Origin of the sequence: Paenibacillus sp. V4I3 (assembly GCF_030817215.1) — a bacterium.
In the GTDB taxonomy this organism is placed as follows: Bacteria; Bacillota; Bacilli; order Paenibacillales; family NBRC-103111; genus Paenibacillus_E.
On sequence record NZ_JAUSZA010000001.1, the window covers coordinates 644,600 to 670,460 of the forward strand.

Annotated in this window: 26 protein-coding genes; 7 read left to right on the forward strand and 19 right to left on the reverse strand. The window is 47.3% G+C overall.

Features of this window, described 5'->3' with window-relative positions:
* Positions 1–17: 17 nt before the first annotated feature.
* From ptsP to QFZ77_RS03075, 7 genes are all read right to left on the reverse strand, one after another.
* Entirely contained in the window at positions 18–1,739 is a 1,722-nt protein-coding gene (gene ptsP / locus QFZ77_RS03045) for a phosphoenolpyruvate--protein phosphotransferase (protein ID WP_307435977.1), read from the reverse strand.
* 39 nt (positions 1,740–1,778) lie between these two features.
* On the reverse strand, positions 1,779–2,057 hold the full coding sequence (locus QFZ77_RS03050) for an HPr family phosphocarrier protein (RefSeq protein ID WP_307435980.1): 279 nt from the start codon (positions 2,055–2,057) through the stop codon (positions 1,779–1,781).
* Positions 2,058–2,072: 15 nt separating this feature from the next.
* The gene (locus tag QFZ77_RS03055; RefSeq protein ID WP_307435983.1) at positions 2,073–2,525 is read right to left on the reverse strand and encodes a PTS sugar transporter subunit IIA; all 453 of its coding nucleotides are present in this window, start codon (positions 2,523–2,525) and stop codon (positions 2,073–2,075) included.
* A gap of 71 nt (positions 2,526–2,596) precedes the next feature.
* A complete protein-coding gene (locus QFZ77_RS03060; protein ID WP_307435986.1) occupies positions 2,597–3,970 on the reverse strand; it encodes a PTS fructose transporter subunit IIC in 1,374 nt (457 codons plus the stop codon).
* Between the two features lie 14 nt (positions 3,971–3,984).
* A complete protein-coding gene (pfkB, locus tag QFZ77_RS03065; protein WP_307435989.1) occupies positions 3,985–4,944 on the reverse strand; it encodes a 1-phosphofructokinase in 960 nt (319 codons plus the stop codon).
* A complete protein-coding gene (locus tag QFZ77_RS03070) occupies positions 4,941–5,726 on the reverse strand; it encodes a DeoR/GlpR family DNA-binding transcription regulator (RefSeq protein ID WP_307435991.1) in 786 nt (261 codons plus the stop codon). The genes pfkB and QFZ77_RS03070 overlap by 4 nt, the downstream gene beginning before the upstream one ends.
* A gap of 211 nt (positions 5,727–5,937) precedes the next feature.
* Positions 5,938–6,822 carry a DMT family transporter gene (locus QFZ77_RS03075; protein ID WP_307435993.1) on the reverse strand — a complete coding sequence of 295 codons (885 nt, stop codon included), beginning with the start codon at positions 6,820–6,822 and terminating at the stop codon, positions 5,938–5,940.
* 176 nt (positions 6,823–6,998) lie between these two features.
* On the opposite strand from QFZ77_RS03075, the gene QFZ77_RS03080 reads away from it, so the two are divergent.
* Both QFZ77_RS03080 and QFZ77_RS03085 read left to right on the forward strand, forming a co-directional pair.
* Positions 6,999–7,685: an ArsR/SmtB family transcription factor gene (locus tag QFZ77_RS03080; RefSeq protein ID WP_307435996.1), complete on the forward strand. Its 687-nt coding sequence runs from the start codon at positions 6,999–7,001 to the stop codon at positions 7,683–7,685.
* Between the two features lie 97 nt (positions 7,686–7,782).
* Entirely contained in the window at positions 7,783–8,169 is a 387-nt protein-coding gene (locus QFZ77_RS03085) for a YuzC family spore coat inner layer protein (protein ID WP_307435999.1), read from the forward strand.
* 55 nt (positions 8,170–8,224) lie between these two features.
* Here the strand turns inward: QFZ77_RS03085 and QFZ77_RS03090 are convergent, their stop codons facing one another.
* Genes QFZ77_RS03090 through QFZ77_RS03100 form a run of 3 tightly spaced genes read right to left on the reverse strand, consistent with a single transcriptional unit; the run spans position 8,225 to position 11,110 of the window.
* Positions 8,225–9,019 carry an energy-coupling factor transporter transmembrane component T family protein gene (locus tag QFZ77_RS03090; protein WP_307436003.1) on the reverse strand — a complete coding sequence of 265 codons (795 nt, stop codon included), beginning with the start codon at positions 9,017–9,019 and terminating at the stop codon, positions 8,225–8,227.
* A complete protein-coding gene (locus tag QFZ77_RS03095; protein ID WP_307436005.1) occupies positions 9,010–10,509 on the reverse strand; it encodes an ABC transporter ATP-binding protein in 1,500 nt (499 codons plus the stop codon). Before QFZ77_RS03095 ends, QFZ77_RS03090 begins: the two co-directional genes overlap by 10 nt.
* 4 nt (positions 10,510–10,513) lie before the next feature.
* Entirely contained in the window at positions 10,514–11,110 is a 597-nt protein-coding gene (locus tag QFZ77_RS03100; RefSeq protein WP_307436008.1) for an ECF transporter S component, read from the reverse strand.
* A gap of 514 nt (positions 11,111–11,624) precedes the next feature.
* On the opposite strand from QFZ77_RS03100, the gene QFZ77_RS03105 reads away from it, so the two are divergent.
* Positions 11,625–12,356: a DUF3105 domain-containing protein gene (locus QFZ77_RS03105; RefSeq protein ID WP_307436011.1), complete on the forward strand. Its 732-nt coding sequence runs from the start codon at positions 11,625–11,627 to the stop codon at positions 12,354–12,356.
* Positions 12,357–12,364: 8 nt separating this feature from the next.
* On the opposite strand, the gene QFZ77_RS03110 is transcribed toward QFZ77_RS03105, so the two are convergent.
* On the reverse strand, positions 12,365–13,147 hold the full coding sequence (locus tag QFZ77_RS03110) for a helix-turn-helix transcriptional regulator (RefSeq protein WP_307436014.1): 783 nt from the start codon (positions 13,145–13,147) through the stop codon (positions 12,365–12,367).
* Positions 13,148–13,269: 122 nt separating this feature from the next.
* Here QFZ77_RS03110 and pyk point away from each other — a divergent pair, with 122 nt between their 5' ends.
* Both pyk and QFZ77_RS03120 read left to right on the forward strand, forming a co-directional pair.
* A complete protein-coding gene (pyk, locus tag QFZ77_RS03115) occupies positions 13,270–14,682 on the forward strand; it encodes a pyruvate kinase (RefSeq protein WP_307436016.1) in 1,413 nt (470 codons plus the stop codon).
* A gap of 233 nt (positions 14,683–14,915) precedes the next feature.
* Positions 14,916–15,074, forward strand: a complete 159-nt coding sequence (locus QFZ77_RS03120; protein WP_373462558.1) for a hypothetical protein — start codon at positions 14,916–14,918, stop codon at positions 15,072–15,074.
* Positions 15,075–15,100: 26 nt separating this feature from the next.
* On the opposite strand, the gene QFZ77_RS03125 is transcribed toward QFZ77_RS03120, so the two are convergent.
* Positions 15,101–15,964 (reverse strand): YihY/virulence factor BrkB family protein, encoded by an 864-nt coding sequence (locus QFZ77_RS03125; protein ID WP_307436019.1) that lies wholly within the window; start codon positions 15,962–15,964, stop codon positions 15,101–15,103.
* Positions 15,965–16,024: 60 nt separating this feature from the next.
* Between QFZ77_RS03125 and QFZ77_RS03130 the strand changes: the two genes are divergently transcribed.
* Entirely contained in the window at positions 16,025–18,355 is a 2,331-nt protein-coding gene (locus QFZ77_RS03130) for a UvrD-helicase domain-containing protein (protein WP_307436021.1), read from the forward strand.
* Positions 18,356–18,750: 395 nt separating this feature from the next.
* On the opposite strand, the gene tpx is transcribed toward QFZ77_RS03130, so the two are convergent.
* From tpx to trxB, 3 genes are read right to left on the reverse strand one after another with little or no spacing between them, the layout of a single operon-like run.
* Positions 18,751–19,275 (reverse strand): thiol peroxidase, encoded by a 525-nt coding sequence (gene tpx, locus QFZ77_RS03135; RefSeq protein ID WP_307436024.1) that lies wholly within the window; start codon positions 19,273–19,275, stop codon positions 18,751–18,753.
* Positions 19,276–19,328: 53 nt separating this feature from the next.
* Positions 19,329–19,640 carry a thioredoxin gene (gene trxA, locus QFZ77_RS03140; RefSeq protein ID WP_307436026.1) on the reverse strand — a complete coding sequence of 104 codons (312 nt, stop codon included), beginning with the start codon at positions 19,638–19,640 and terminating at the stop codon, positions 19,329–19,331.
* A gap of 39 nt (positions 19,641–19,679) precedes the next feature.
* Positions 19,680–20,609, reverse strand: a complete 930-nt coding sequence (trxB, locus tag QFZ77_RS03145) for a thioredoxin-disulfide reductase (protein ID WP_307436029.1) — start codon at positions 20,607–20,609, stop codon at positions 19,680–19,682.
* A gap of 286 nt (positions 20,610–20,895) precedes the next feature.
* Here trxB and QFZ77_RS03150 point away from each other — a divergent pair, with 286 nt between their 5' ends.
* Positions 20,896–21,810 (forward strand): peptidylprolyl isomerase, encoded by a 915-nt coding sequence (locus QFZ77_RS03150; protein WP_307436032.1) that lies wholly within the window; start codon positions 20,896–20,898, stop codon positions 21,808–21,810.
* Between the two features lie 53 nt (positions 21,811–21,863).
* On the opposite strand, the gene pdaA is transcribed toward QFZ77_RS03150, so the two are convergent.
* The 4 genes from pdaA to QFZ77_RS03170 all read right to left on the reverse strand — a co-directional run bounded on the left by pdaA (position 21,864) and on the right by QFZ77_RS03170 (position 25,820).
* Positions 21,864–22,598 (reverse strand): delta-lactam-biosynthetic de-N-acetylase, encoded by a 735-nt coding sequence (pdaA, locus tag QFZ77_RS03155; protein WP_373462722.1) that lies wholly within the window; start codon positions 22,596–22,598, stop codon positions 21,864–21,866.
* A 132-nt stretch (positions 22,599–22,730) separates the two neighbouring features.
* Positions 22,731–23,852 (reverse strand): HD-GYP domain-containing protein, encoded by a 1,122-nt coding sequence (locus QFZ77_RS03160; protein WP_307436034.1) that lies wholly within the window; start codon positions 23,850–23,852, stop codon positions 22,731–22,733.
* Positions 23,849–24,277 (reverse strand): response regulator, encoded by a 429-nt coding sequence (locus QFZ77_RS03165; protein WP_307436037.1) that lies wholly within the window; start codon positions 24,275–24,277, stop codon positions 23,849–23,851. Before QFZ77_RS03165 ends, QFZ77_RS03160 begins: the two co-directional genes overlap by 4 nt.
* Positions 24,270–25,820, reverse strand: coding sequence for an ATP-binding protein (locus QFZ77_RS03170; protein ID WP_307436040.1), 1,551 nt, complete (start codon positions 25,818–25,820; stop codon positions 24,270–24,272). The genes QFZ77_RS03165 and QFZ77_RS03170 overlap by 8 nt, the downstream gene beginning before the upstream one ends.
* Positions 25,821–25,861: the final 41 nt, after the last annotated feature.

The window sequence follows — 25,861 nt, forward strand, 5'->3', positions numbered from 1 at the left end:
TGACGGTCTTTCGTTAATTATGGCTTAAACGCCTGCAGTGCCTCTCTAACCTCGGCCGCCGTGTCCATCTCCAAAATCCTTTCAACTAATGCCTCGCAATCGCTATGGTTCAAATCCGTAATGACTTTCTTCACCTTAGAAAGCGATGAAGCCGCCATACTCCATTCATGCAGACCTAAGCCGAGCAATAGCGGTGCAGCAATCGGGTCACCTGCCATACTACCGCACATTCCACTCCATTTGCCTACAGCATTAGAAGCATCGATAACCGTCTTGATCAGTCGAATGACGGCGGGATGGAAATAATCGTATAAATAAGCTACCTTCTCATTCATACGATCGACAGCAACCGTGTACTGCACAAGATCGTTCGTCCCGATGCTGAAGAAGTCTACTTCCTTGGCAAATCTGGAAGCGAGCAATGCTGCTGACGGAATTTCAATCATAATTCCCAATTCTACAGAATCCGCATAAAGGATTCCTTCTTGGCTAAGCTGTTCGCGAGTCTGCTCATAGATTTCTTTGGCCTGACGCCATTCTTCCATACCCGAAATCATCGGAAACATGATTTTCACATCACCGTGAACTCCCGCTCGCAAAATCGCACGAAGCTGGGTAACAAGCAGCTCCTTACGGTCCAGACAAAGTCGAATGGCTCGGTAGCCAAGAAAGGGATTCATCTCCTTCGGCAAATCCAGATAAGGAAGCTCCTTATCGCCACCAATATCGAGCGTACGAATAACAACAGGACGTCCCTTCATTGCTTCTGCTACTTGCCGGTAAGCCTTATATTGGGTTTCCTCGTCAGGCATCTGAGATTGTCCCATAAATAAAAACTCTGTACGGTAAAGTCCTACCGCTTCAGCCCCTTGGCTTAGCAGGCTTGCCGATTCTTCCACCGTACCGATGTTTGCAGCTAGTTCCACACGGAAGCCGTCCTTCGTGACAGCGTCCCGTTCCACATAGGCCAGCAGCTCGGCCTTCTCTTCTTCATCACGCTGCATGAGATCGTAGTAGGATTCTTTGGTTGGCACCGATGGGTTTAAGATACAATTTCCAGTCGAGCCATCAATAAGAAGCTCATCTCCATGCTGAATCTGATCAATCCCATCCCCCAATCCTAAGATTGCTGCGATCCCTAATGAATTGGCCAAAATAGCGGTGTGGGAAGTCTTACCGCCTATACGAGTGACAAACCCGAGCACCAAATTTTTGTCCAACTGGACCGTATCGGAAGGTGTCAGATCATCCGCTACGAGAATGACAGGCTCTCCAATATCGGACAGCTGTGTTCCTTTGCGTTCACATAGCTGAGCGAACATCCTGTTTCCTACATCGCGAACATCTGCCGCGCGCTCCCGCATATATTCATTCTTCATACTTTCGAACAGAGCAGCAATCTGCGTGACAACTTGATGAATCGCGCTTTCTGCTGTCCACTGCTCGCCTACAATTAAGTTCTCCATGGGTGGATAAAAGGTTGGATCTTGCAAAAAGCTGATCTGCCCTTTCAGAATCACAGCCTTTTCTTCCCCAAGTGTACGCTGCGCCTTCTCAATCAAAACTTGCAGTTCTGCCTGGCAAGCAGCCTTAGCTTCCCGAAGCCGTTCAACCTCAGCGGTGGCATCTTGCGTTTTCTTTTTCTCCACGTCAGTTAGTCGCACTGGAGCGTAAACGAATGCTTTCCCTGTGCGAATGCCAGCGGATACCCCTAGTCCTTGCAGTACTCTCTCCGTCATGCTAGCATCTCCTATCCCTCAAGCTGCTATAAGCAGCTCTTATACTTCTCCAAAGCCACTTTCCACCAATTCAGCCAAAGCATCCAGCGCTGCTTGTTCATCCGGTCCTTCTGTTGTCAGGGTAATGACCGATCCCTTCTCCAACCCAAGCGTCATAAGACCAAGGATACTTTTCCCGTCTATGATCGCGATATTAGGTTCATTCTTATATTCAAGCTTTACAGTTGATTGAAAAGATGCCGCTTTTTCCGTAAACAGTTGGGCTGGGCGAATATGAAAGCCGGAATCGTTCCGGATCGTAAGTTCTTTTGAAATCATGATTTTCTTCTCCTCTTAGATGGTTTGTAGAATCGTTATTAATTGCTGCGCTTCGGTCACTTTCAACAAGCTTTCACGAAACTCCTCATGAATCAGCTTACGGGAGAGAGCGATTAAAATTTGCAGATGCTCATTACCTGCGGCGGCTTCCGGTACGGCGATCATAAAGACGATGCTTACAGGCTGATCATCTAGTGATTTCCAATCAAGAGGTTGTGTTAACTTGGCAAAAGCAACGCCCGGCTTACTGACTCCGTTCGACTTCCCGTGAGGAATAGCCACCCCAAAGCCTATACCCGTCGAGCCGGTTTCTTCCCGCTTCAAAACCGCCTCCAGGTATGCTGCCTTATCCGTAATACAGCCAGCGGCTGCAAGTCCGTCGATCATAGATTGCATGCATTCTTCTTTGCTTGTTGCTTCCAATGGGATCAAAATGCTTTGTTCATTCAGCAGTTCTTGAATATTCATATCCGTATCCTCCCTAAATATAAAGGGGGAAGAGATTCCCCCTGCGTGATTAGTTTTAATTTGTGTAAAGATTAGTCTTTTACTGGCTTCTTCAATATATTCAGCATAATGGCTGTAACAACCGTTCCTGCGACGATAGCTAAAGCATACAAAGCCAGGTGGCCAACGGCATTCGGGATTGGCAGAACGAAAATCCCTCCATGCGGCGCGCGCAAAGTAGCGCCGAACAGCATGGATAAAGCGCCTGTTAAAGCGGAGCCGACCATGATCGAAGGGATCACGCGGAACGGATCGCCTGCGGCAAACGGAATGGCACCTTCCGTGATAAATGAAATTCCCAGAACGGAAGCCGCTTTACCGGCATCCCGTTCCTCCTTCGTAAATTTCTTCGGAGCAAGTAACGTTGCCAGCCACAAACCAAGCGGAGGTGTCATACCAGCAGCCATTACCGCTGCCATCGGACCGTATACACTGCTCGCCAACAAACCTACAGCGAACGTATACGCCGCTTTATTCACTGGGCCACCCATATCGAAAGCCATCATCGCTCCCAGTAGAACACCGAGCAATACGGCATTCGTGGAACCGAGCGATTTGAGCCATATTGTCAAACCATCCATAATTGCTTTTACGGGTTCGCCAATCACGTATATCATTAAAAGTCCTGTAATACCAGTAGCCAATAAAGGAATAATCAGAATCGGTTTCAAGCCTTCAAAATTCTTAGGCATTTTGATATGATCTTTCAAAAGCTTCGCGACATAACCCGCAAGAAATCCGGCGATGATACCGCCAAGGAAACCTGCTCCCATTTTTGAAGCGAGCATCCCACCAACAAGACCCGGCGCCAAGCCCGGCTTTTCCGCAATGGAGAAGGCGATGAATCCCGCCAAGATCGGTACCATCAAAGCAAAAGCTGCTCCGCCACCAATATCCATCAAAGCTGCGGCAAAAGTACCCTGTTCTTTAAATGCCTCAATTCCGAATATGAAAGAAAGTGCAATGAGCAATCCGCCAGCAACAACCAATGGAAGCATGTTTGAAACACCTGTCATCAAATGCTTATACGCGCCTGTTCTTGAAGCGCTGCGCTGAGATTTCGACTGCTCTACTTGCTTCAGATAATCATCGGCAGAGGCCGCTTCTTTGTTCATTGCTTCATCGAGAAGGCCTGCCGGATTTTTGATCGCCTGTGCCACAGGGACTTTAACAACCGGCTTACCAGCGAAACGGGATTCTAACACATCCGTGTCCGCAGCTACAATAATGGCATGAGCCTCGGCAATCTCTTGCTCAGTAAACTCATTTTCTACACCGACAGCTCCTCTGGTTTCTACTTTAATCGAAATACCCTTTTCTCTAGCTGCTTTTGCTAAGGACTCAGCAGCCATATACGTATGTGCAACACCAGTTGGACAAGCAGTAACAGCAAGAATCTTTTTCATAGACGCCCCCGCCTTCAATTCGAATTTGTTGTTTTTGGAATAGACCATATGTTCACACTACCTAGTTTTTCTTCCACTTCAGCAAGCGTACAAACCTGTGTTCCTGGCTTCAAAGCCGTTACAGTTCCTGCAGTTGAGCTCCACCTTGCAGCTTCTTCCAGCGACATGCCATGCAGCATGCAATAAATGAGCGCGGCTACCATCGAGTCCCCAGCCCCTACTGTACTTAGGGGAGTAATTGGAGCAGGTTTGGCGCGAATGGCCTCCGTCTCCGTTACAAGAATCGATCCCTCTCCACCTAAAGAAACGGCCACATAAGCAATTCCTTTAGAGATTAATCTTCTTGCCGCATCGATAATCTCTTCATCCGTCCGGAAGGACTCTCCGAAGAACGACTCGAGCTCATGAATGTTCGGCTTGATCGCGTAGGGAACAGCCTCAATACCATGGACGAAAGGCTCACCATCGGCATCCAACACGGTCCGAACACCAGCCTCATTCGCAATCTGGATAAGTGTCTTATAGAAATCACCCGGTATTCCCTTTGGCAAACTGCCCCCCAGGACAACCAACGATACATGACGAACATCTGTTCTGAAACGATCAAGAAATTGATTTAAGACGTCATCGTCTACCGTGAATCCTGGCTCATTCAACTCCGTTGTTTCCCGGGTATGTTCGACGTACACCTTCAGGTTCGTTCTCGTTTCACCCTTCGCTTGAACAAACCAATTCGGGATGCCCAGACTCGAAAGTGTATCTGTCAGCACATTCCCCTGGCGCCCTGCACACAAGCCCCAAGCTGTTACATCAACGGAAAAATTCTTCAATACTTTGGCGACATTGATGCCCTTTCCTCCAGCATCCATTCTCCAGTCTTTAATCCGGTTCAATCCGCCAAGAACAAAGTTTTCTACCGTTACCGTTTTGTCTAAGGCCGGATTCAATGTAATTGTCAAGACAGGTAGCTTCATGACTTCCTCCCACCCGTCTGTACGACTGTAACGGTAACCCCAGCCGTATCTAGCTCCTTCAGTGCATTGTCCGATATACCGTCATCCGTCAGAAGCTGGTCAATCTCGGTTAATGCCGCAACCTTAGCAAAAGAAACTCTTCCATACTTGCTATGGTCCATGAGTAAAATCACTTGTTTGGTTGAACGGAAAAAAGCCCGTTTGGTCGAAGCCTCCAACATATTCGGTGTTGTCAATCCAATGACAGGATCCAGACCATTGATAGCCACGAAGGCTTTATCAACATGCACGGATTCCAATGCCTTCTCGGCTAACGGACCTACCATTGCCAGCGTTTCATGACGCAAGGTGCCCCCTGTAAGAATCAAATCGATTCCCGTGTTAGCAGACAATTCTTGAGCTACCGCAACGGAATTGGTTACCACCGTAAGCTTTTTGAATGTTTTCAATTCCTTAGCCAAATAATAAGTTGTAGTTCCCGAATCGAGTAGGATAGAATCGCCTTCCCGAACCATGGACGCGGCTTCTTTGGCTATCAGCTCCTTTTGTAAACGATAGCGATCTTCTTTTTCCACAAAAGTAGGCTCTGAATTGTCGCTGACAAAGGCTACGGCTCCTCCATGTGTGCGGCGAAGCTTGCCTTCTTCCTCAAGAATCTTCAGATCTCTGCGGACTGTTGATTCAGATACCTGAAAATGCTGCGCCAGCTCCTGAACGGACGCACGCTCTCTTTCTTGAACATAATCGGCGATCTTCTGCTGACGCTCTTCTTCAAACAGCATCACGATCCCCCCTATTCCACTCCATAGATTTTGTGCATATACGGTCATACATTTGATTGTTTGGTCTCATTTATGATTATATGTGATCGATATTTATTTGTAAAGCGCTTTCTAGAGGTAATTACTTTCATATTAGTCATATTTGATCACAACATAATAAGCTGTCGCGCATGAAAAACCCACCCTCGAAGGGTTGGGTTTTTAGAAGCTTCTATGATGAGGTCACTTTCGCTTTTCTCCGAGTTTGGGTTGAAAACGTCCAATTCACGAAAAAAATACCGATAAGGATGAGTGTTCCCCCTACATACACGAACCATTCTATGACTTCACCAAGCAGCAGCCACCCTGATACAACCCCGAAGAACGGGGCGAGGAATAAGAAGGCGCTCGTTTTACCGGGATCCCCTTGTTTCAATAAGAAGAACCATGAAGCGAATTGCACGATGGAGGCCATGATTGCAAGCCATAATAGAATCAACACAGCGGATACGCCTAGGATTAGCTTCGGAGTTTCTATGGTCAGACTCATAACAAGGAGAAGGAGACCGCCGAACAGCATTTGGTATGCGGTTAGGACCCACACATCGAAACTGGCTCCCCATTTCTTAACGAGCAGTGTGGAGATAGCCCACGAAATCGCAGATCCCATCCCAAGCAGCGTACCCGTTTGCAACTGCATGTGAACACCCAGCGTGATAAACACGCCAGCACAGCCGATCATGACTCCAATCCATTGGGAAATTCGGTATTTTGCACCTAGAAACAGCGTTCCCAGCACGATGACAAGCAGTGGATTGGTGAAAGTCAAAATCGATGACTCACCAGCGGTAATCGTGCGTAAGCTTAGAAAAATGCAGCCCATGACGCCAGCTGTTTGGAACAGCCCCACGCTCATGATTTTGCTCCAGTCTAGAAGATCACCTGGACGCGGCCTTTTTCTCACAAACAGAGCCATAACTAGTCCCGCCAGTGTAAAGCGACAACCTACCAACAGAAGAGGTGAGAAATAGGCCAAACCCATTTTACCCACAGCGAAGGAAGATCCCATTAGTGATGTTGTGACAACAACCATTAAGCCAAATAAATAGCGATTCATAGTATCCTCCCATAGGCTGCATACACTTTCAGGATGACTGTTGTCTTCACACTCAAATTTCGCTTATTATCGAAGTATGACTGTAAAAAAACTAACCTTTGTATATGATCGATTATAAACTGAATTGGTTTCGTTCTGTATCGAAGTATGATTGTATGAAGCGGAGGCTGATATGGATGTGTACGAATCCAAATATTGTGGAAGTGGCTTCACTGATAGGCGAACCATCACGCATCACGATTCTGCTGAATCTTCTCGGCGGCAAGTCGCTGCCCGCAAGCGAACTCGCGCGATTCGCGCGCATTACGCCTCAGACAGCAAGCTCCCACCTATCGAAGATGGTGGAAGGCGGTCTGCTCGTCCATGAGTCGTATGGACGGCACAAGTACTACCGGCTGGCGAGCGCCGAGGTGGCCTACGCTCTGGAGGCGCTGCAAGCGATCGCCTCCCCAAAGCCGATTCGCTCGCTGCGCGAATCAGATCAACTAAGGGCGCTGCGCTATGCGCGCACCTGCTATGATCATATAGCCGGCCAGATTGGCGTAGCCCTGACGGACCGGCTTCTTGAGTTAGGCCTGCTGCAGGAGGCAGGCAAGGATTTCATCCTCAGCACTGCGGGTAAGCAGCGGCTGGAACGATTCGGCGTCGAGGTCGAGGAAGACCGCAAACGCAGGCGCCATTATGCGCGGCAATGCCTCGACTGGAGCGAGCGCCGCCATCATATCTCGGGTACGCTTGGCGCTGCGCTCACACGCCGGCTGTTCGAACTTCGCTGGATTGAACGGCTGCCCGATAGTCGGGCTGTGCGCGTCACCCCTGAAGGTTTGCAAGGGCTTGCCGATGAATTCGGCGTTGTGCTGTGACTCCTGACAAATACATAAATTACAGGAACCACACCAGCCCCCATCCACATATATTGGTATAGCGCATTTCTGGCAAAAAACTTTAAGGAGATCATCCATGAATTATCCTCCTTCCTATTACACATCCCCCTATGATCGTCACCCTATTCCTGCTGCTTACTACCCTGCTCACTGGGCTTGGCATCGTGATTTCCCTCCTGTCGATACGAAAATACTTGTGCATTCCATTACCAGCTTTCAGCGTCTGGTGGAAGATGCCTCGCTCGTACTCAAAAAGCTTGCCGAACCATCCATCGCCCAACAAATAATGACGGCCGCCCAGACAGGCAATCAGAAGGAAGTGGATCGGATTGTTCACTCCTTCGGCTGTGAATCTGTCGTTACGACCAGCTACACACCCAGTAGCGTTCAATTCACGATATACCCACACGTGCAAGGAATGCCATGCTGCAACTTATCAATGTCAATGAAATGGGGCAAATAAAAAATAAGCAATCTAAACCAACTTGTGCGTTGGCTTGGATTGCTCTTCATAATTCTTATCGGACGTCCGCTGCATTCAAGAATGGCCATACTTTCCCCAGCCAATTAGCAAGAATGACGAGCACAATCCAATAAAAGATATAATAAACATCTAACATCGAATAGAAAGATACATAATAATAAGTCCGTTTTTTTTGCGCGGAAAAACGCTTCGCTTCCATTGCCACAGCTGTCCGGTGAGCGCGGCGTATGCTCTGGGCAAGCAGCGGAATGGCATACATTCGCAGCGTCGTATACCATCCAGTGATGGGATTACGCTTCTTCTTGCCCCGCACCTTCAGCGCATGGCGAAGAGTTTGGAATTCTTCGAGGATGAGCGGCAGCATGCGCATCGCGGCGAGGAAGCTGTAGGCGTATTTCGGCGCGACCTTCCACTGCTGCATCATGGCATAGAAAAGCGCAACCGGCCGTGTGGTCAAGCTGAACAGCAGCCCGACCGCGGCCACCTGAAGGCCACGAAAGCCCAGATGGATGCCGCGATAGAAGCTTTCTTCGGTGATTCGGATGAAGCCCATCTGGTACCACAGCGTATCTCCGCTGCCGAACATCATCATCCCCGTGGAAGAGGATAAGAAGATAAGCAGAAACGGTGAGGCATACAACAACAGCCGCTTCATTGGATGGCCTGTGAATAAGAAGAGCGGCACCAGTGCGGCCAAGGTCAAATATATCATAGCATTCAGATTATGCGTGAACACAACAACAATAAACAGAAATATGGACAGGATTAGCTTCACACCCGGATTTACCCGGTGCAGCCAGGTTTCACGATACGCGAATGTTATTTGCATAGCATCGCAGCTCCTTCCGGAGCATGTGCGGCGGAGGCCGGCAGATTCTCAGCCGGCCATTCCTCCACATGCCCATCTTCAACCTGCCAAACGCGCGTAGCACAGCGTTTCACAATCTCTAGATCGTGCGTGACCATCACGATCACAGTTCCGCTCGCCCGCAGCCGTTCCAGCTGCTGCAAGATGCGCATCGTACCGCGCGCATCAAGCCCGAAGGTGGGCTCATCCAGCAGCAGAATGCGTGGGCCGCGCACCATCGCGGATGCTACGCTTAAGCGCCGCTTCTGGCCCATCGACAACTGGAACGGATGCCTCTTGCGCAGCGCAAGCAGGTCGTATTCCCTAAGCAGCCGCTCTAGAGCCGACCGCTGCTCATCCCGCCCCTGCTCCGCCTCTGGCAAGGAGTAGGCCAGTTCTTCCTCCACCGAATTCGTGACGAATTGGAATTCGGGATTCTGGAACACAAAGCCGACTTGCTCCGCAAGCTGCTCGACTTTGCTGCCCTTAACCCCCTCGATCCAGCAGCTGCCGTGGGTCGGGATGAGCCGCATAATGGCTAACAGCAGCGAGCTTTTGCCAGCGCCGTTGGCACCGACAACGGTAATCCAGTCACCAGGATAGACGCTCAAGTTATCCACAGAGGTCTTGATCTGCCCTCCGCGTAACCCTACAAAATCGCGTAGGGTCATGACCGGCGCCGCAGTCTGAATGAAGGGGGCCGCTTTGTCCTCATTCTTGTCCCCAGACACTAACTCCATCTCATTATCGTCCCAAACACCAGGGTACCAGATCCCGTAGTCGATCATTTGCTGTTTGTAAGCTTCGAACACCTCTTGAGGTTGGCCATCCGCAAGCAGTCCTCCATCTGGCGACATGACGATCAAGCGGTCGATGAGTCCCAGGATGCCGCTTATTTTATGTTCCACGATAACCAGTGTCTTCTCAGCACTAATCCTTCGGATCGTTTCCCATACCTGCTCAGTGCCTATTTCATCCAGAAGCGCCGTAGGCTCGTCAAGGAACAGTACTTCCGGCTCTAGTGCGAGCACACTGGCAATAGCCAGCCGCTGCTTCATCCCTTGCGACAGATTCCTAATCAAGGTATGGGTATCTCCTAGTTGAAGTCCCACCAACTCCAGATAATACGCGATACGAGCAGGCATCTCCTCACGAGGGACTTGTAAATTTTCCAAGACGAAAGCAATTTCCTCATCCACATACGGCATGCAGAACTGTGTTTCCGGATCTTGAAAGACATAGCCTGAGCTGCTTGGGGTTTGAATGTTATCTGTCTTGAGCGGAATCTCAACAATATTAGGGACAATACCGCTTAACACTTGAAGCAGTGTTGATTTACCGCAGCCGCTCGGCCCTAGAAGCAGTACCTTCTCTCCAGGCTCAATCGAAAAGGAAACCCCCTGAAATAACAGGGGGGCGTCTTCTCCGGGATATTTTAACCTTAGATTCGTAACGCTCATTCCTTCGCTCATCACGTTACCCCAATGCGTCGTAATCTTTCTTCGAAACAGGACGTACAAGACTGAGCACACCGGTACGAGCCAATGCACCCGCTAAGTAATAAGCGAACACGCCAGCGATCAAAGCGCTGCCCAAGAGACGAAGTCCAATGAATAAGCAGTAATTCCAGAACGTGAGTTGATCAATATAGCCATAATAGTTATCCACGAGCAAGGATAACGCTGCGGATGCGAATGAGGCTAGGATTGTCACGTCAACGCTTGCACGGCGGTAAAGGAAAAGGGCAAAAACGAGTTCAGCACCAAGCCCCTGCAGCAACCCATACACAAGCGTTGATACACCCCAAGAGCCACCAAAAAGTGCCTCAATCGTCGCCGCCGCTACCTCAGCCAATAAAGCAACGCCAGGTTTACGAATAACGAGGAACGCGAAGGTCGCTGCCATAAACCACATGCCATAGCTCAATTGCTCCGCGTGAAGTCCGAATGGTTTCAAAATATCGTACATCGGCCCCCAAACGCGATAAATCACACCAAACACCGCTGCGATCACAATGGTGATCAAAATATCCGTCAATTTCAAACCCTTTGCTGCTGTTTCTTTTTGCGCCATCTGTTTGTTCGACTCCTTTTCATAGATAGATCTGTAAAATGAATAGGCGAACACGAAAAAAAGCCCACCGGGTAGCGGCAGGCATAAAATTAGTGCGGAAAGGCACTTCATTCTCTACGCTGGCATTACCCAGATCAGATTAACGGTCAGTGGCATGGGGCCACTATCTCAGCCTGACTTCATCAAGCACCCGTGTTGCTATTCATTTGGCTTAACTGTAGCGGATTACCAACTTTTTGGCAATCCTTTTTTTTGAACATTCGCTCTATTTTTCAATCAAATGCTGCAAATCATGCGCTGCAGGTTCTCCGCTTGTTCCATGACTTCAGCCGTATTATTGTTGATGACTTCGAACAACTGATCAACGTTCTCAGCTGATTTCTTAAAGCCTTTACCATGCTCACCTGCGCGAGCAGCCTCGATGGAATACGCAGAAATTGACTTCTAGGTAATAGTGTAACTACAATATGTAGTGTTGATATTTTAAATTTAATCTAAGAGGAGATCAATTATAATGGATCATTCAACCATGCAGCACGGACCTGATTTTACGGCTATTTTGCTCTATATAGGCTTGGCTATTTTTGTTTTGTCGATTATTGGCTATGTGTTGGCCGCGAAAGCGCACAAACAGAACACAAGTCGATTGAAAAAGGTGGAGAAACAGGTTCTGAAAAAAAAGCAAAAGACCTGGCTGCTTCTCTCTCACACTCTCGTTATTATCGCGATATGCTGTGTGGGAACCTCGCTTATTCAGCAAAATTCCAGCAAATACAGTGTAGAAAAACTGAATTTTAATACTCCTATCCAGGTTGTGACAGATAAAGATTACGGACGAGGGCATGCTGAGGGTACACTTTCCTATGAAATGAAAATCCCGACCTCCGGTACACACAGTCCACATGACTTAAAGTTCGGTTTTTATAAGGAAAGACCCTCTTATGAAATGCTTGTTCATAATTTAGAGCACGGCGATATCATCATTCATTACCACCCAGATGCTCCTAAGGAACTGCTAGATCGACTCGACTATTTAACGCATTTCAAGAAAGCCGGCGCCGGTGTACTAGCTGTACCGAATCCAGATGTACCTAACGATCAAGAGGTCGTTGTAACCGCATGGACGAAAACGATGCAGCTTACAAAGTTTGATGAAGCAAGTGTTGGAACATTCATCTACCAGAACATTGATAAAGGACCTGAACAAATCCCTTCCGAAGTACGCCGAGGCGGCGGTACGATGTAAGTAAAGTACTACTTGCGAATCGTTTCACGGTCGGATACTAAATCCGTTGGCACTAAGCCGGTTAGACGCCTGAATACACGGTAAAAATAAGACGGGTCATTGTACCCGATGAACTCGGAGATCTCGGTCACTGACAGCGCAGAATGTCTTAGCATGTAAATGGCCGTTTTGATCCTTGTGGCATGGACGAACTCGCTGATCGTTTGACCTGTCACTTTGCGAAAGAGTGCCGCCGTGTAGTTCGGAGATCGGCTTATGCACGCGGCAAGCTCGTCTTTGGTCACGTGCTCGCGGTAATGGTTCTGAATGTAGCCTTTCATCTGCTCCACTAGCTGCGCCGTAGCGGTAGTTGTTGTATCTTGGTCCCACTCTCTATGAAGATAGACAAACAGCTCTTTGAGCAAAGCTTCACACAGCGTTTGGTAATAGGATTGCTTGTCTTGCCACTGCTGATGGATAAGGCGCAAACGATCGACAATTAACTCGTATTTACCCGTTAAACGACTTGTGTAATGCGGCAGCTGGAGGAGAGGGAACTGTTCAGATGCTGCTCCGGCGATGAATTGAACAACGTACTTTTCATGGATCTGGGTCGGCACACTTCTTCCATAAAAGGGAGTTTTACTCGGAATAAGCAGCCATTGACCTTTCTCAACGACTTGCTTCTTCTCATTGATCCAATACACACATCGGCCATAGGTAACGAGAACGAGCGTCCAATGGGAGCATCCCTCCAACTCTTCCTTGTACCAATTACTGCTCTTGTCGTACGTAAAGGTTATTACCTGCATAATGGCACCTTCCTGAATACTATAGTACATACATCATACTATAGTTCATAGAACTTCGGCTCATTTAGGCATATAATGAAGCCAAAATTCATTCGTCATTATTGAAAGGAAGTTCTAACACCATGCGTAAAACAAAAATCATTTGTACCATGGGACCTGCTTGTGATTCCGTCCCTACTCTTAAAGAATTAATTCGCTCAGGCATGAGCGTCGCAAGATTGAATATGGCTCATGGCGATTTAGATGAGCACCGGGGACGCATTCAGCGCGTACGTCAAGCAGCTGGGGAGCTTGGTGTCATCATCCCTATTCTGATGGATATTAAAGGTCCGGAAATCCGCATCGGTCAATTGAAGGATGCTTCCTACGATTTGCAAAGCGGCGATCACATTGTGCTTACAACTGAACAAATTATTGGCGATTCCAGCCGTGTTTCCGTGAATTACCCTGGCCTTCCGCAGGATGTTCAGCCGGGGAATCTCATTCTTATCGATGACGGCTCTATCGAGCTGCGTGTAGAAATGATTGACGGTACTGAAGTAACTTGCAGCGTTTTGAATCAAAGTGTTTTGAAGCAGCGTAAAGGCGTTAATTTGCCGGGCGTGCGCACCTCCCTGCCCGGTGTAACTGAGCGCGATGTGATGCATATTAAGTTCGGAGTCGAAGAAAATATTTCCATCATCGCAATGTCATTCGTACGAAATGGAAACGATGTTAGAGAAGTTCGCGCAATTTTGGAACAGCATGGCGCAGCGTTTACACCGATTATTTCGAAGATTGAGAACGAAGAAGGCATGACGAACTTCGCTTCGATCCTTGAAGCTTCCGACGGCATCATGGTCGCGCGGGGAGATCTAGGCGTCGAGATTCCGACGGAGGAAGTTCCGATTGCGCAGAAAGACATGATTCGCGCTTGTAATTTAGCTGGCAAGCCTGTTATTACAGCGACGCAAATGTTGGATTCCATGCAGCGCAACCCTCGCCCAACACGCGCAGAAGTGAGTGACGTGGCGAATGCGGTGCTCGACGGCAGCGACGTTGTCATGCTTTCCGGCGAAACAGCTGCAGGCAAGTATCCCATCGAGTCCGTGACGATGATGGCGACGATCGCCGAGCGCGTAGAGCAAACCATGGAGCGCAGCTCCTTGATCGACGCGCAGCTTCAGTCGAACAACGAAGTGACTGAGGTGCTGTGCCAAGCGGTTGTATCATCCGCTAACAAGCTGCACGCTGCAGCGATCTTGACGCCAACGGAGAGCGGCTTCACAGCTCGGATGATCGCGAAGTACCGCCCAGTAGCGCCGATTATTGCTGTGACGTCCAATGAATATGCGATCAACTATCTGAGCATGGTGCAGGGCGTTATCCCGATCCTTGGCGAATTCTGCGACTCCACTGACGCGATGATCCGCTCTGCCATCGGGCAAGCTGAGACGCTCGGCTACGTGAAGAAGGGCGACATCACCGTCGTCTCCGCCGGTATTCCAGTGGGGAAATCAGGCACGACTAACCTGTTGAAGGTTGAGCGGGTTTAGTCATTTAGAACAACCGTCTGGTGTTTCATTCACCAGACTTATACGGAATGTTCTGCAAAAGACACCTCAGGGTGTCTTTTTTTGTTGGGTAGCTTGTGAAGAATCTCCCCTGAATTTCGCCCAAAAGGCTGAAAACCCTCGTAATCGGGAAAATTTGATGTAGGAAATGCAAATAATCTACGCGGTAAGTGCAGCTACCGTGAAATTTGATGTAGGTTTTGCAGCAAATTTGTTTGAACAAGCTCCACTTGGTCCCTGACGTGCTGGGCCTCCCCCGGATCGACGTCATGATCGAAGCCAAAATGAAGGATCTAACCTTGTTCCGGCTCGCGGAGCATCTTGGAAAAATTCGCGGCGTGAAACGAGTGGATGGTGGCGTTTTGACATGGTAGAACAAAAAACCGTTTCTGACCAACAATCAGAAGCGGTTTTTATTCGCTGTCGTATCCTTTTTATCCAATGGAACCGTATGAATCTGGCTCTTCACATGCCTTATCGCATTGATTTCACCGCCAATGATAATGATGAGCGCCGAAATATAGAACCACGTCATGAGCACGATAATACCTCCGACACTGCCATAAGTCGCGCTGTAGTTGGTGAAGCTGTTGACATAGAAGGAGAAGCCGAGGGATGTTAATTGCCACCCAACTGCCGCGAATATCGCTCCAGGAAGGATGCTTTTGCAGGTTAAGCACGTATTGGGCGCTATATAGTAAATACCGATGAAAACCACAAACACGATGACAAAGTTTACGATCCAGCGCAGGTTGTTCCATAAATCTACTTGCTTCGATGAAATCGAAATGTTGGCAAGTGTCCAATCCCCGATCCAATGGCCAAACACACTGAGCAGCAGCGCTGAAGCGATGACAATGAGCATGCCAAGCGTCAGCATCACGGCGAGCAAGCGCGAGTGAATGAAGCTTTTTCGCTCCGGCAGCCCATAAGCTTTATTAACGGCAATGACGATCGCGTTCATCGCTGCGCTGGCACTCACCAAGGCCAATATTAATCCGAAGGAAAGTGTGCCTCCTCTTTTCACATCAAGCAGATTGCTAAGCGTTTCCTCGATCCAGCCGGCAACTGCCCCAGGAATATATTCTTTAATAAGCCCTATGACATCGTCCGAAGAGAAGGGTAAATACCCCAATAAACTCAGAATAAAGAGCAGAAAAGGGAACAGGGATAGCAGAAAATAGTAGGCGCATTGGGCTGCAAGCCCTGTGGCATCGTGCTTTTCGAACTGATTCCAAAGCAATTTTAAGTAAGATATCCCCATATGTATATAGGTCCTTTCATCGGTCTATAAATGTGATAGAATAGGTAGTCCAGTATTGCTATGAAACAGGTGATGATTTTGACTTCTCTTTCTATTTACCCTACACCATTAGGTACGAAACAAACCACGGAGCGGCCTATCCCGCATGCGCGTATGGCGCTTTTAACGAATAGTTCTGATTTTGTGTCCGATGCCGATCGTGACGCTTACTTTTTCCGCGACTTGGAAAGCCATCAGATTCTGCTGAATGAAGCACAGGTTCAGGCTGTGCGCCATTTCAAAGGTCCCTTACTTACCCTAGCGGGAGCCGGTTCTGGGAAGACAACTGTTCTAGTGTGCCGAGTGGCTTACTTACTTCGTGTCCACCGGGTCCATCCGTCGAATTTGTTGTTGATTACTTTTTCGAAAAAGGCTGCCGAAGAGATGCGTGAACGCCTCACGTCCATGCCGGGCCTTGATCATAGTATGACCAATACGATGCAGGTGCGTACATTTCATGCTTTTTGCCTAAGATTACTGCGAATGAACGGGTTACAACAAGAGATTCTGAGTGATGGCCGATATCAGCAAATCGTCTTCAAACGCATCATGCTGGGCATGGGGCTGCAGGATACATACCAACCTGAAGTGCTCATTTCCTTGCTTTCTTCTTATAAAATGCAGCTGATCGAGGTCGACGACCTGCCTGAAGGAACGGAAGAAGATAAAGAAGTGAAGCGGATTTTCATGCAGTATGAGCAGTGGAAAATGGAACAGCAGAAGATTGATTTTGATGATATTTTGATCAAAGCCTACCACTTATTGCAGCAAAACGCGGATGTCCTGCGCTCGCTGCAGCGAAAGTTTACTTATATCAGTGTCGATGAGTTCCAGGATACGAATACCGTGCAATACGAAATCATTCAAATGATTGCAAAGAACCACGAGAATTTGATGGTTGTCGGTGACGATGACCAGACGATTTATTCGTTTAATGGTGCGCGAAATGAATTTATTCTACAGTTTCATGAGAAGTATCCTGCTGCCACGACGGTCACTCTTGATATTAATTACCGTTCTACTTCAAGCATCGTCGGTCTGGGGAATGCCATCATCAAACACAATGTGCAGCGGAAGTCGAAGACCCTTCTCGCCACGAAGGAAAGTGATCGGAAGCCGCAATATGTGAAACCCACGAATAGTGACGAGGAGGCCGATTGGTTAATTAACGATCTTCGGATCAAAGTAGCCGAGGGTGGCAGCCAGTATGGCGATTTCGCTATTTTGTATCGGACAGCCAGCAATAGTCGGGCGATTATCGAGCAGTTGATTCTTCATAATTTGCCTTTTGTGGATTACGGTAGTAATGACTCCTTCTACGATCAGTGGATGGTGAAGCCGATTATCGATCACTTAAGGCTTGCCCATGAGCGGCGCAATTTCGAAGCCATAGAAGGTGTCCTCCCTTCATTATATATAGGACGAGACCAAGGCATGCGGATTATTCAAGATCAAGAAGCGATTCAGGCGAAAAAGTGGCCGCTTATCCACCTGCTCGGTCTACCTCAGCTGAAAGATTTTCAGAAAGAAAAGCTCAAAAGCCGCATCCGTCTTATTAAATCGCTTGCTGAAATGAAGCCACTCGCTGCCGTTCAAGCGATTCGCAAGGATTTCTATGATGCTTTTCTAGAGACGAACAAGCGCAGCAAGCTGACGAGTCACAGAGAGATGCTGAAGGAAACGCTGGACGAGCTGGAATCTTCTGCCAAGCGGTTCGATACTGTGGAGCAATTTCTTTATTTTATCCATGAGGTCGCGGAAAAACGCACAGAAATGAGTAGGCTCCAAAAAGAACAATTCGCGAATAAAATTTCGCTCATGACGATTCATAAATCGAAGGGACTGGAGTTCCCGATCGTGTACTTGCTCTGTGCGATTGAGGGCAATATGCCGCATAGCTCGGCACTCGATGCCAGCCATCTGGACGATGTTAAGATGGCTGGAGTTGCGGTGCGCGACAAGGGAACCGCCGCGCTGGAGGAAGAGCGACGGCTGGCTTACGTCGCCGTCACGCGCGCCAAGGCTGAGCTGCTGATCAGCTCGCCGGCGTTTTATCGCGGGAAGAAGGCGGAGCCTTCCCGCTTCCTGCTGTCCGCGTTCCCTGGCGCGGACCCTGTTGTCAGCCGCAAGCCTGCGGCGGCTGTGGGTGGAGCAGCGGTGTGGCGCCCGGCCGCTGCTGGGAAACCCGCCGCCGCGACTGAGCGAGTCGCGGCGTGGATCTGCGAGCAGGCCGGCTGCAAGGCCTGGTCACGCATCTCTTCGCCGCAGGAAGCGAAGCTTGCGGCGAAGGCGTGCCCCTTGTGCAGCGCAGCTATGGTCAAGGGCAGCCGCATGGTATCGCTCACTCACTAGCTGAGCATTGCCTGCATGCTCCCTTCTAACAAGGGTAAAATTCACCCGTATCTGTTGAAGGGATTACCTGGGCTCCAGCTATCAGCTGGGATTCACATGTGAAACAATAAAACCGGCTTACGCCGTCCTTGGGCGAGAATGTTTGTTATAGACGTATTTGTTGAAACATCCACTTGCTCATCCGTGTAAAGTTGTACGTTGTACAACTTGCTTCCTAACCAGAAAAACCTAGTCACTCACCGAGCCGATGATTATGCATTGAATCGACAATCGCACTCAGCTTAGCAAAAAATCCATAGCTAAACATGCTAAACAGGGGGTAAGCTTCACCTTACCCACTAACTTAATAAAAGCAGCAATCCCTTTTGGGAATGCTGCTCTCTTTAATAACTCTTTTAAACAAGCACTCGCAAAGCCTCTAAAGCCGCATCATAATTCGGATGCTCCTTCATCTCTGTTAAATACTCCACATAACGAACTGTATTGTTCTCATCCAAGATGAATATCGCACGCTGATCGAGCTGAATCTCTTTAATCAAGACACCATACGCTTGACCGAAAGCGCGGCTTTTATAATCCGATAAGGTTACGACTTTATCAATGCCTGCAGCCCCGCAGAAACGACTCAGTGCGAAAGGAAGATCCACCGAAATCGTCAATATAGCGACATTATCTCCTAGCTTATCTGCTTCCACATTGAAACGCCGCGTCTGTGCATCGCATGTACCTGTATCCACGGAAGGGACGACCGAAATCAGCTTCACTTTCCCTGCATAATCCGATAGGCTTACCTCTGTCATCAAATCCTTATTTACCTTAAAATCTGGCGCTTGATCCCCAACCTTGATTTCCGGTCCCAACAATGTAACTGGATTTCCTCCAACTGTTGCTACCCCTGTGCGTTCTTGTACCTGTGTCATATACGTATTCCTCCTGTGATTTTATATGTTTTAAAACGTAGATTTGTTGTTTGTTATGCTTTCTCAATAACCGCTTTAAGCTTCTCTTTGGTTTGTACCCCAACCATCTGATCAACCAGTTGACCATCCTTGAAAACAAGCAATGTAGGAATACTCATGACGTTATATTTGGAAGCGGATTCTGGGTTATCATCCACGTTGATTTTTACAATCTTGGCCGCATCGCCGATTTCAGCAGAAAGTTCATCTAAAATGGGAGCGATTATTTTACAAGGTCCACACCAAGGGGCCCAAAAATCTACAAGTACAATACCCGCTTCAATTTCATTGTTAAAAGTGGCATCGGAAATTTGTTTAACTGACATGGCTAATTCCTCCTAAAGGTTCTTTTATATTAAAATGCATTAAGCATGCTGTTCTGAAATAAATCGTTCACAATCTAACGCCGCCATACAACCGCTTCCTGCTGATGTAATCGCTTGGCGATAAATGCGATCCTGCACATCCCCACAGGCGAATACGCCAGGTACTGTCGTTTGTGACGTTCCGGGAATAACCTGCAAATATCCGAGCTCATCGGTTGGCAGCTGTCCGCCTAGGAAGCTAGTATTCGGAGTATGTCCAATCGCCAGAAAAATACCGTCTGCCTCCAGCAGCTCTTCCTCACCAGTAACGTTATTAAGCACCTTAAGTCCAGTTACTCCAAGAGGGCCAGCAACGACTTCAAGCGGTGTCCGATTGAGACTCCAGGCCACTTTTTGATTGCCGCGGGCGTGATCCTGCATGATTTTCGATGCTTTCAGATCGTCACGACGATGCACTACGCGCACTTCAGAAGCGAAACGAGTTAAGAACTGCGCCTCTTCCATCGCTGTATCCCCACCGCCAATTACGATAATCTTCTTGTTCCTGAAGAAAAATCCATCGCAAGTTGCACAGGTGCTAACACCTTTACCAATATTGTCGGATTCGCCGGGGATGCCCAATTTCTTGGCCGTTGCCCCTGTGGAAATGATCAACGAATCCGCCGTCAATTGACTTCCATCCTCTAAAAACAAGGTGAATGGGCGTTTGGACATATCGACTTCTGAGACCCGACCCGATTGAATCGTAGCGCCGAAACGCAATGCCTGTTTGCGCATGTTGTCCATCAACTCCGGCCCCGTGATGCCATCCGGGAATCCTGGGAAGTTGTCTACTTCTGTAGTGGTAGTTAACTGCCCACCAGGCTGTATACCTTCTATGACTAAAGGCGACATGTTCGCCCTTGCCAGGTAAATTGCTGCGGTTAACCCTGCTGGTCCAGTTCCGATAATAATCGCTTTGTGATGCATAAGAACGCCTCCTCTGATGCTTCATGGTAATGTATGATTTCATTTTATTTGTTAGCAATTTAATTTGAAACAACTTTATGAATGAATCATACCAATTCCATTTATAATTGTCAACAATTAATTTGTATACAATTTAAATTCAGGGATGCCCCCTTTGTTAATGGCAAATTCAGCCTATCCATTCATCAAACTTTCAGTCAGCTTTCAAGTGGGCTTCAGTTTCAATCGGCATAATAGGCATCAGGTCAAGTCATTCAAATTACTGAAACCGAAGGGAGCATTCATAATGAATAAACATATATCAGCAAATCGTACATGGAAATGGGTATCTTCTCTCCTGCTACTCAGTCTTATCGCTTATCTCATCGTCTATCCACCTCTTAAGAAAACAGACCAGGCGGCATCAGCAGCCGTGGCTAAGGTTAATGGCGTCAATATCAGCACTGACCAGCTCTATGAAGCCATGCTAGTCAGTAGCGGTGACCAGACACTGGACTCTTTAATCACTGAGGAACTTATTAACCAAGAAGGACAGAAGACGGGCGTTCAAATCACAGATGAAGATATTCAGAAAGAAATCTCATTCATGCAAGGTTCCTACTCTTCTAATGATGAGTTTCAGCAAGCACTCACCTCTTATGGCATGACTTTAGACGATTTAAAGAAAAATATGAAGACTCAAGTTCTCTTGAAAAAAATTCTAGAACCTCAAATAACGATTTCCGATGATGAAATCAAACAATATTATGATGAAAATATCGAATCACTGAAGGTCCCTGAGCAAATTCAGGCTTCTCACATCTCGGTCACGACCATAGAAGAAGCAGATGCGATTCTAGCTGAGTTGAAAAAAGGTACTGACTTTGCCACGCTTGCCAAAGACAAATCCCTAGACACAGCAACCAAAGATACAGCCGGAGCTCTTGGTTACATCTCTAGCGGTAAAATGGAGGAAACCTTCGACAACGCGGCCTTCGCTTTAGCTGTAGGTGAAACAAGCAGTGCTGTTCAGACAAGTACTGGATACGACATTATTAAAGTAACCGACCATAAAGCGGCCTACACGCCTACAATGGAAGAGAAAAAGGAGGATATTAAAACATCATTAACCAACCAAAAGTTGTCTACCTTATCTTCTACATGGCTGCAAGAGAAGAAATCGCAATCGACTATTGAGAACTACTTGAACAAAGATACTTAATGTCGATATACACAAAAGAAGGATGCCCCGTACCAGGGCAACCTTCTTAGCTTTTATGGCGTCCGACTTTGCATCTCATCAAGACTCTTGAACTGGTAGCCCTGACTCTTCGCATCGTCAATGATTTTGGCCAGTGCCTCCGTGTTATCCTTGGATACCGAATGAAGCAAAATGACAGCACCTGGATGCAGCTGCGCCATCACATTTTTGTACGCATACTCCCAGCCCTTCTGACGCTTTGGTTCCCAATCGCGGTAAGCGACGGACCAAAATACGTTCGTATAGCCTAGCCCTTGGCTAACCGCTAACGATTGGCCACTAAATATCCCCCGCGGCGCGCGCAGATAGCGCATCTCCTTTTGTCCAGTGACGGCGCTGACCTCATCTTTCACTTGATTCAGTTCTTTTTGGATGCGTTCTGCTGAGATTTGACTCATATCCGGATGGCTCCAAGAATGGTTGCCAATTAAGTGACCTTCTTGTGCCATCCGCTTTAACAGTTCAGGCTCCGTCTTGATATAATGCCCCGTCACGAAGAAAATCGCGGGTACTTGCTTCTCCTTCAGCACATCCAAAATCTTACCGGTATAGCCCTGCTCATAACCATTATCGAAGGTTAAGTACAATTCCTTGATAGCTGGATCTCCTGTAAAAATAGCCCCTCGCTGCTTCAAAAGACCTTTGAAGCCTTCTTCATCAATCGACGGAGGCTGTCCGTTTACGCTTTTCTTAAACCCAAAATGATAAGTTCCATCGGCAGATGCCACCGTCGCTTGCCCGAGCAGCATAGCGAGCACGATCGTCAGAATTCGCATGTATTTCACGGTTAAACATTCACTCCTTGCCTTCTGTGGAATGGTACAGCCTACTTAGACTGTTACTAATATGCCACAAGTTAGACGAAGATTATGTGTTCTTTTTCAATCTATCACCTTCCCAAAAGCGTCCACAATGTCAGCTCGAAAAGCATGTCCGACTAGCTTCTGAATTTCAGCGTAAGCTTCGCGCTGCGACGTGGCTTGTCTATATGACCGCGGCGTCGTCATGGCGAGGAACACTTCCACTAAGCCGAGCATCTGCGAAAGCAGCGGTATCTGATCACCTGCAAGACGATACGGATAGCCAGTGCCATCTACTTTTTCATGATGATAAAGGAACGCTTTCTCGACCTCTAGAAAATCGGGGATGCCCTCACACAATTCCTTCGCCATGAAACAGTGCTCCTGCACCACTTCGTACTCGAACTCTGTCAATTCCTCTTCTTTTTCAAACATATAATCCGGCAGCTTGACCCTGCTTACAAAATGCAAGAGTGACAATAAATCAATCTCCCAATCTTGCACACGCAAGCTTCCATATTCATTCACAAGTGCTTTGAGCAGAACACTCATTTCACCTATTTCTTTACGCGATGTTTGTGTTTTCCGTTCTCCTACTGGGATGAAGCATTGCAAAATGTTAATCACTTGTTGTTTTTGCTGCTGAAAAGCTGCGGCCTCAACGCGCCATTTATGTTGATTAAAGGATGTAATAATAATTCCGCCTAAGATCACGCAGCCTAATGCATATACACCTTTTGTCGTCGCCATAATAATAGGAGAGAACCCGTCGTCATTCCCATACGTGGGACCAAAAATTTGAAAGAGTAAGAAATACAGTGAAAAAATGATAGAACCATATACATACACCCTAAATTCCACCAATAAACTGAGCATAACAGGGAAAAAGATAAGAGCAACCCACATTTGATGCAGAGCCACAGGGTTGTACAATGTGATAATAACAATTACTAAGAATAGTAATGATGGGGTTATCAGATTCACATATGGACTGTCTTTTGGCATACTTTTCTGAATCGCGTACATCGCCCAAGCAAAAAGAGAAACGGTAAACGAGGTCATCATATACAGCTTAGACTCGGAGTTACCGCTAACCAACCAATATGACAAGCCACTCAGTGCACAAATAGAAGACATACTACCAATGATAGCCATCAATAGTTGATGAACTGGCAGTTGGCCGAATCGTTGTAAATTCATCATAGTGAACTCCTTCTTGAATCAGGTTGATCGCTTATATTCTCCTTCGACTGGAAGATAGAGGCACCTTTCATGACATCCTCAATGGTGGATAGAATCACTTCAGGACTCGCATCTTTCATCAAGTACCCGTCAATCCCCGCTTTGAAAGCCCGATAAATATCCTCACTCTCATCAACAGCTGTTAAAATGATAATTTTCATGTGCGGATACATATGCTTAAGGGTCTTAGCCCCCACTATAATAGAAGTGCCGGGCATCTTCAGATCTGTCAAAAGGAGATCGGGTAATAACGCTAACGATTGCGCAATAGCTTCATTTCCGTTCGTCGCCTCACCCGTAACCGCGTAACTCCCACAGCTGTTGAGCAAAATATGAAGACCTTCTCTTACGATACAATGGTCATCAGCAATGACTACTTTATACATAGGCGATACTCCTTTCACGTGGGATGTAGGCTGTAACCGTCGTACCCATGACAGCTTCGGATTGAAAAAAAATCGCTCCATTCAAGGCTTTAATCCGATTCTCCATGCCTCTCAGCCCAAATCGCCCCTGCTCGTACACCTCGGATATCTGCATTCCGATGCCATCATCCTTAATAATAATCGACCATTGTATACTCGTGACTTCAATTCTCACATGGATATGTTTAGCTTTGGCATGTTTAATGACGTTGTTGGCTGCTTCCTCTACCAAGTGATAAATCGCTTCTTCGATATCAAGCTGCTCATGCGCTGCCCAACCGATGTTCTCAAAGATCGGCACCACCTCGGTATGTTCAGTAACACGGTGCAGCAGCTTCTCAATGGCACTATGGAGATTGAATTTTCTCTTCTCATCCTTAAGCTCGATGATGAATTGACGAATTTCACGATGACTTTCTTTCACTTTTTTCTCGATCTCTGTCACATAAGGAAGCGTCTCCTCGCGAACATCCGGGGGAAGCGCATTTTTCAATTGAAACAGCTGAATAGAGATAAAGAAAAGTTCCTGAGCGATACCATCATGAATATTTTGAGCAATAGCATCGCGTTCGAGGGCAACAGCAGTTTCTTGAGCATCTAGCAATTCCTCGTTGACGAAATGGAAAGCTTCCAGCTTCATAAGTATTAATTGAATATAAATTTTGTGTGAAATAGACAATTCGTTTTTGCCTGATTTAACAAGCAGCCAACCATACTTTTTCCCACTACGGTCCAGAAGGACTTGGATGTAATAAGGCAAAGCTTCACCTGTAGGTGATGGTAATTGGGTGTAAATCTTCTGGCTGCGCGGCCTATTTTGTTTCATATAATTCGTAAAATACGTATGCTTCCAACTTTGAACCTTTTCGTAACGAGAGGCACTTTCCACGCAAAGGATCACTTCCCGCTCATCTAAAATATGCTGAAGCAGTTCCTCTACATAGGAAATCGTTCCTTGCTTCATTGGCTGTGCGGTCATGTGACGAGAAGAATAGATCATAACTAGCTTACGAAATTGTTTCCATAGATTTTGCAGCACATAGTGCACTAGACTTACTACACAAAAGAAAGCGAATACGATAAAGCCGTAATCAAAATGAGCCAGCACATATCTATATATGAGAACATCTGACCTCATAGCAAACAGAATGGGGATACCGGTTACATAAAACAGGATAATCGGATAGTACTGTCTCCAGCTCACGAATTGTTTGACCATCCAGAGACCTGTAAAACTAAAGATTAAAAACGGACTGGAAAGGCCGCCCGTCTGCCCAAGCAAATAAATCCCAAAGGATAAATCCGCGATAGCGGCCATAATCGCCGCTTTTCTACGCATTTTATTTAACTGTAATAGGCTGTATATCGTCTGAAAAAGAACCGCGGCCAACAGCAGTCCAGGCGTTACACCGCCATCCTTTGAATAAAGGATGAGCCCATACAGCAGCAACGCCCATCTGCAGCCAACAAATAAATATAACCCTGTTCTGTTATGTAAAGACATGCCCAACTTCTCCTAAACTTTATGAATTCTTAATGGTCTTT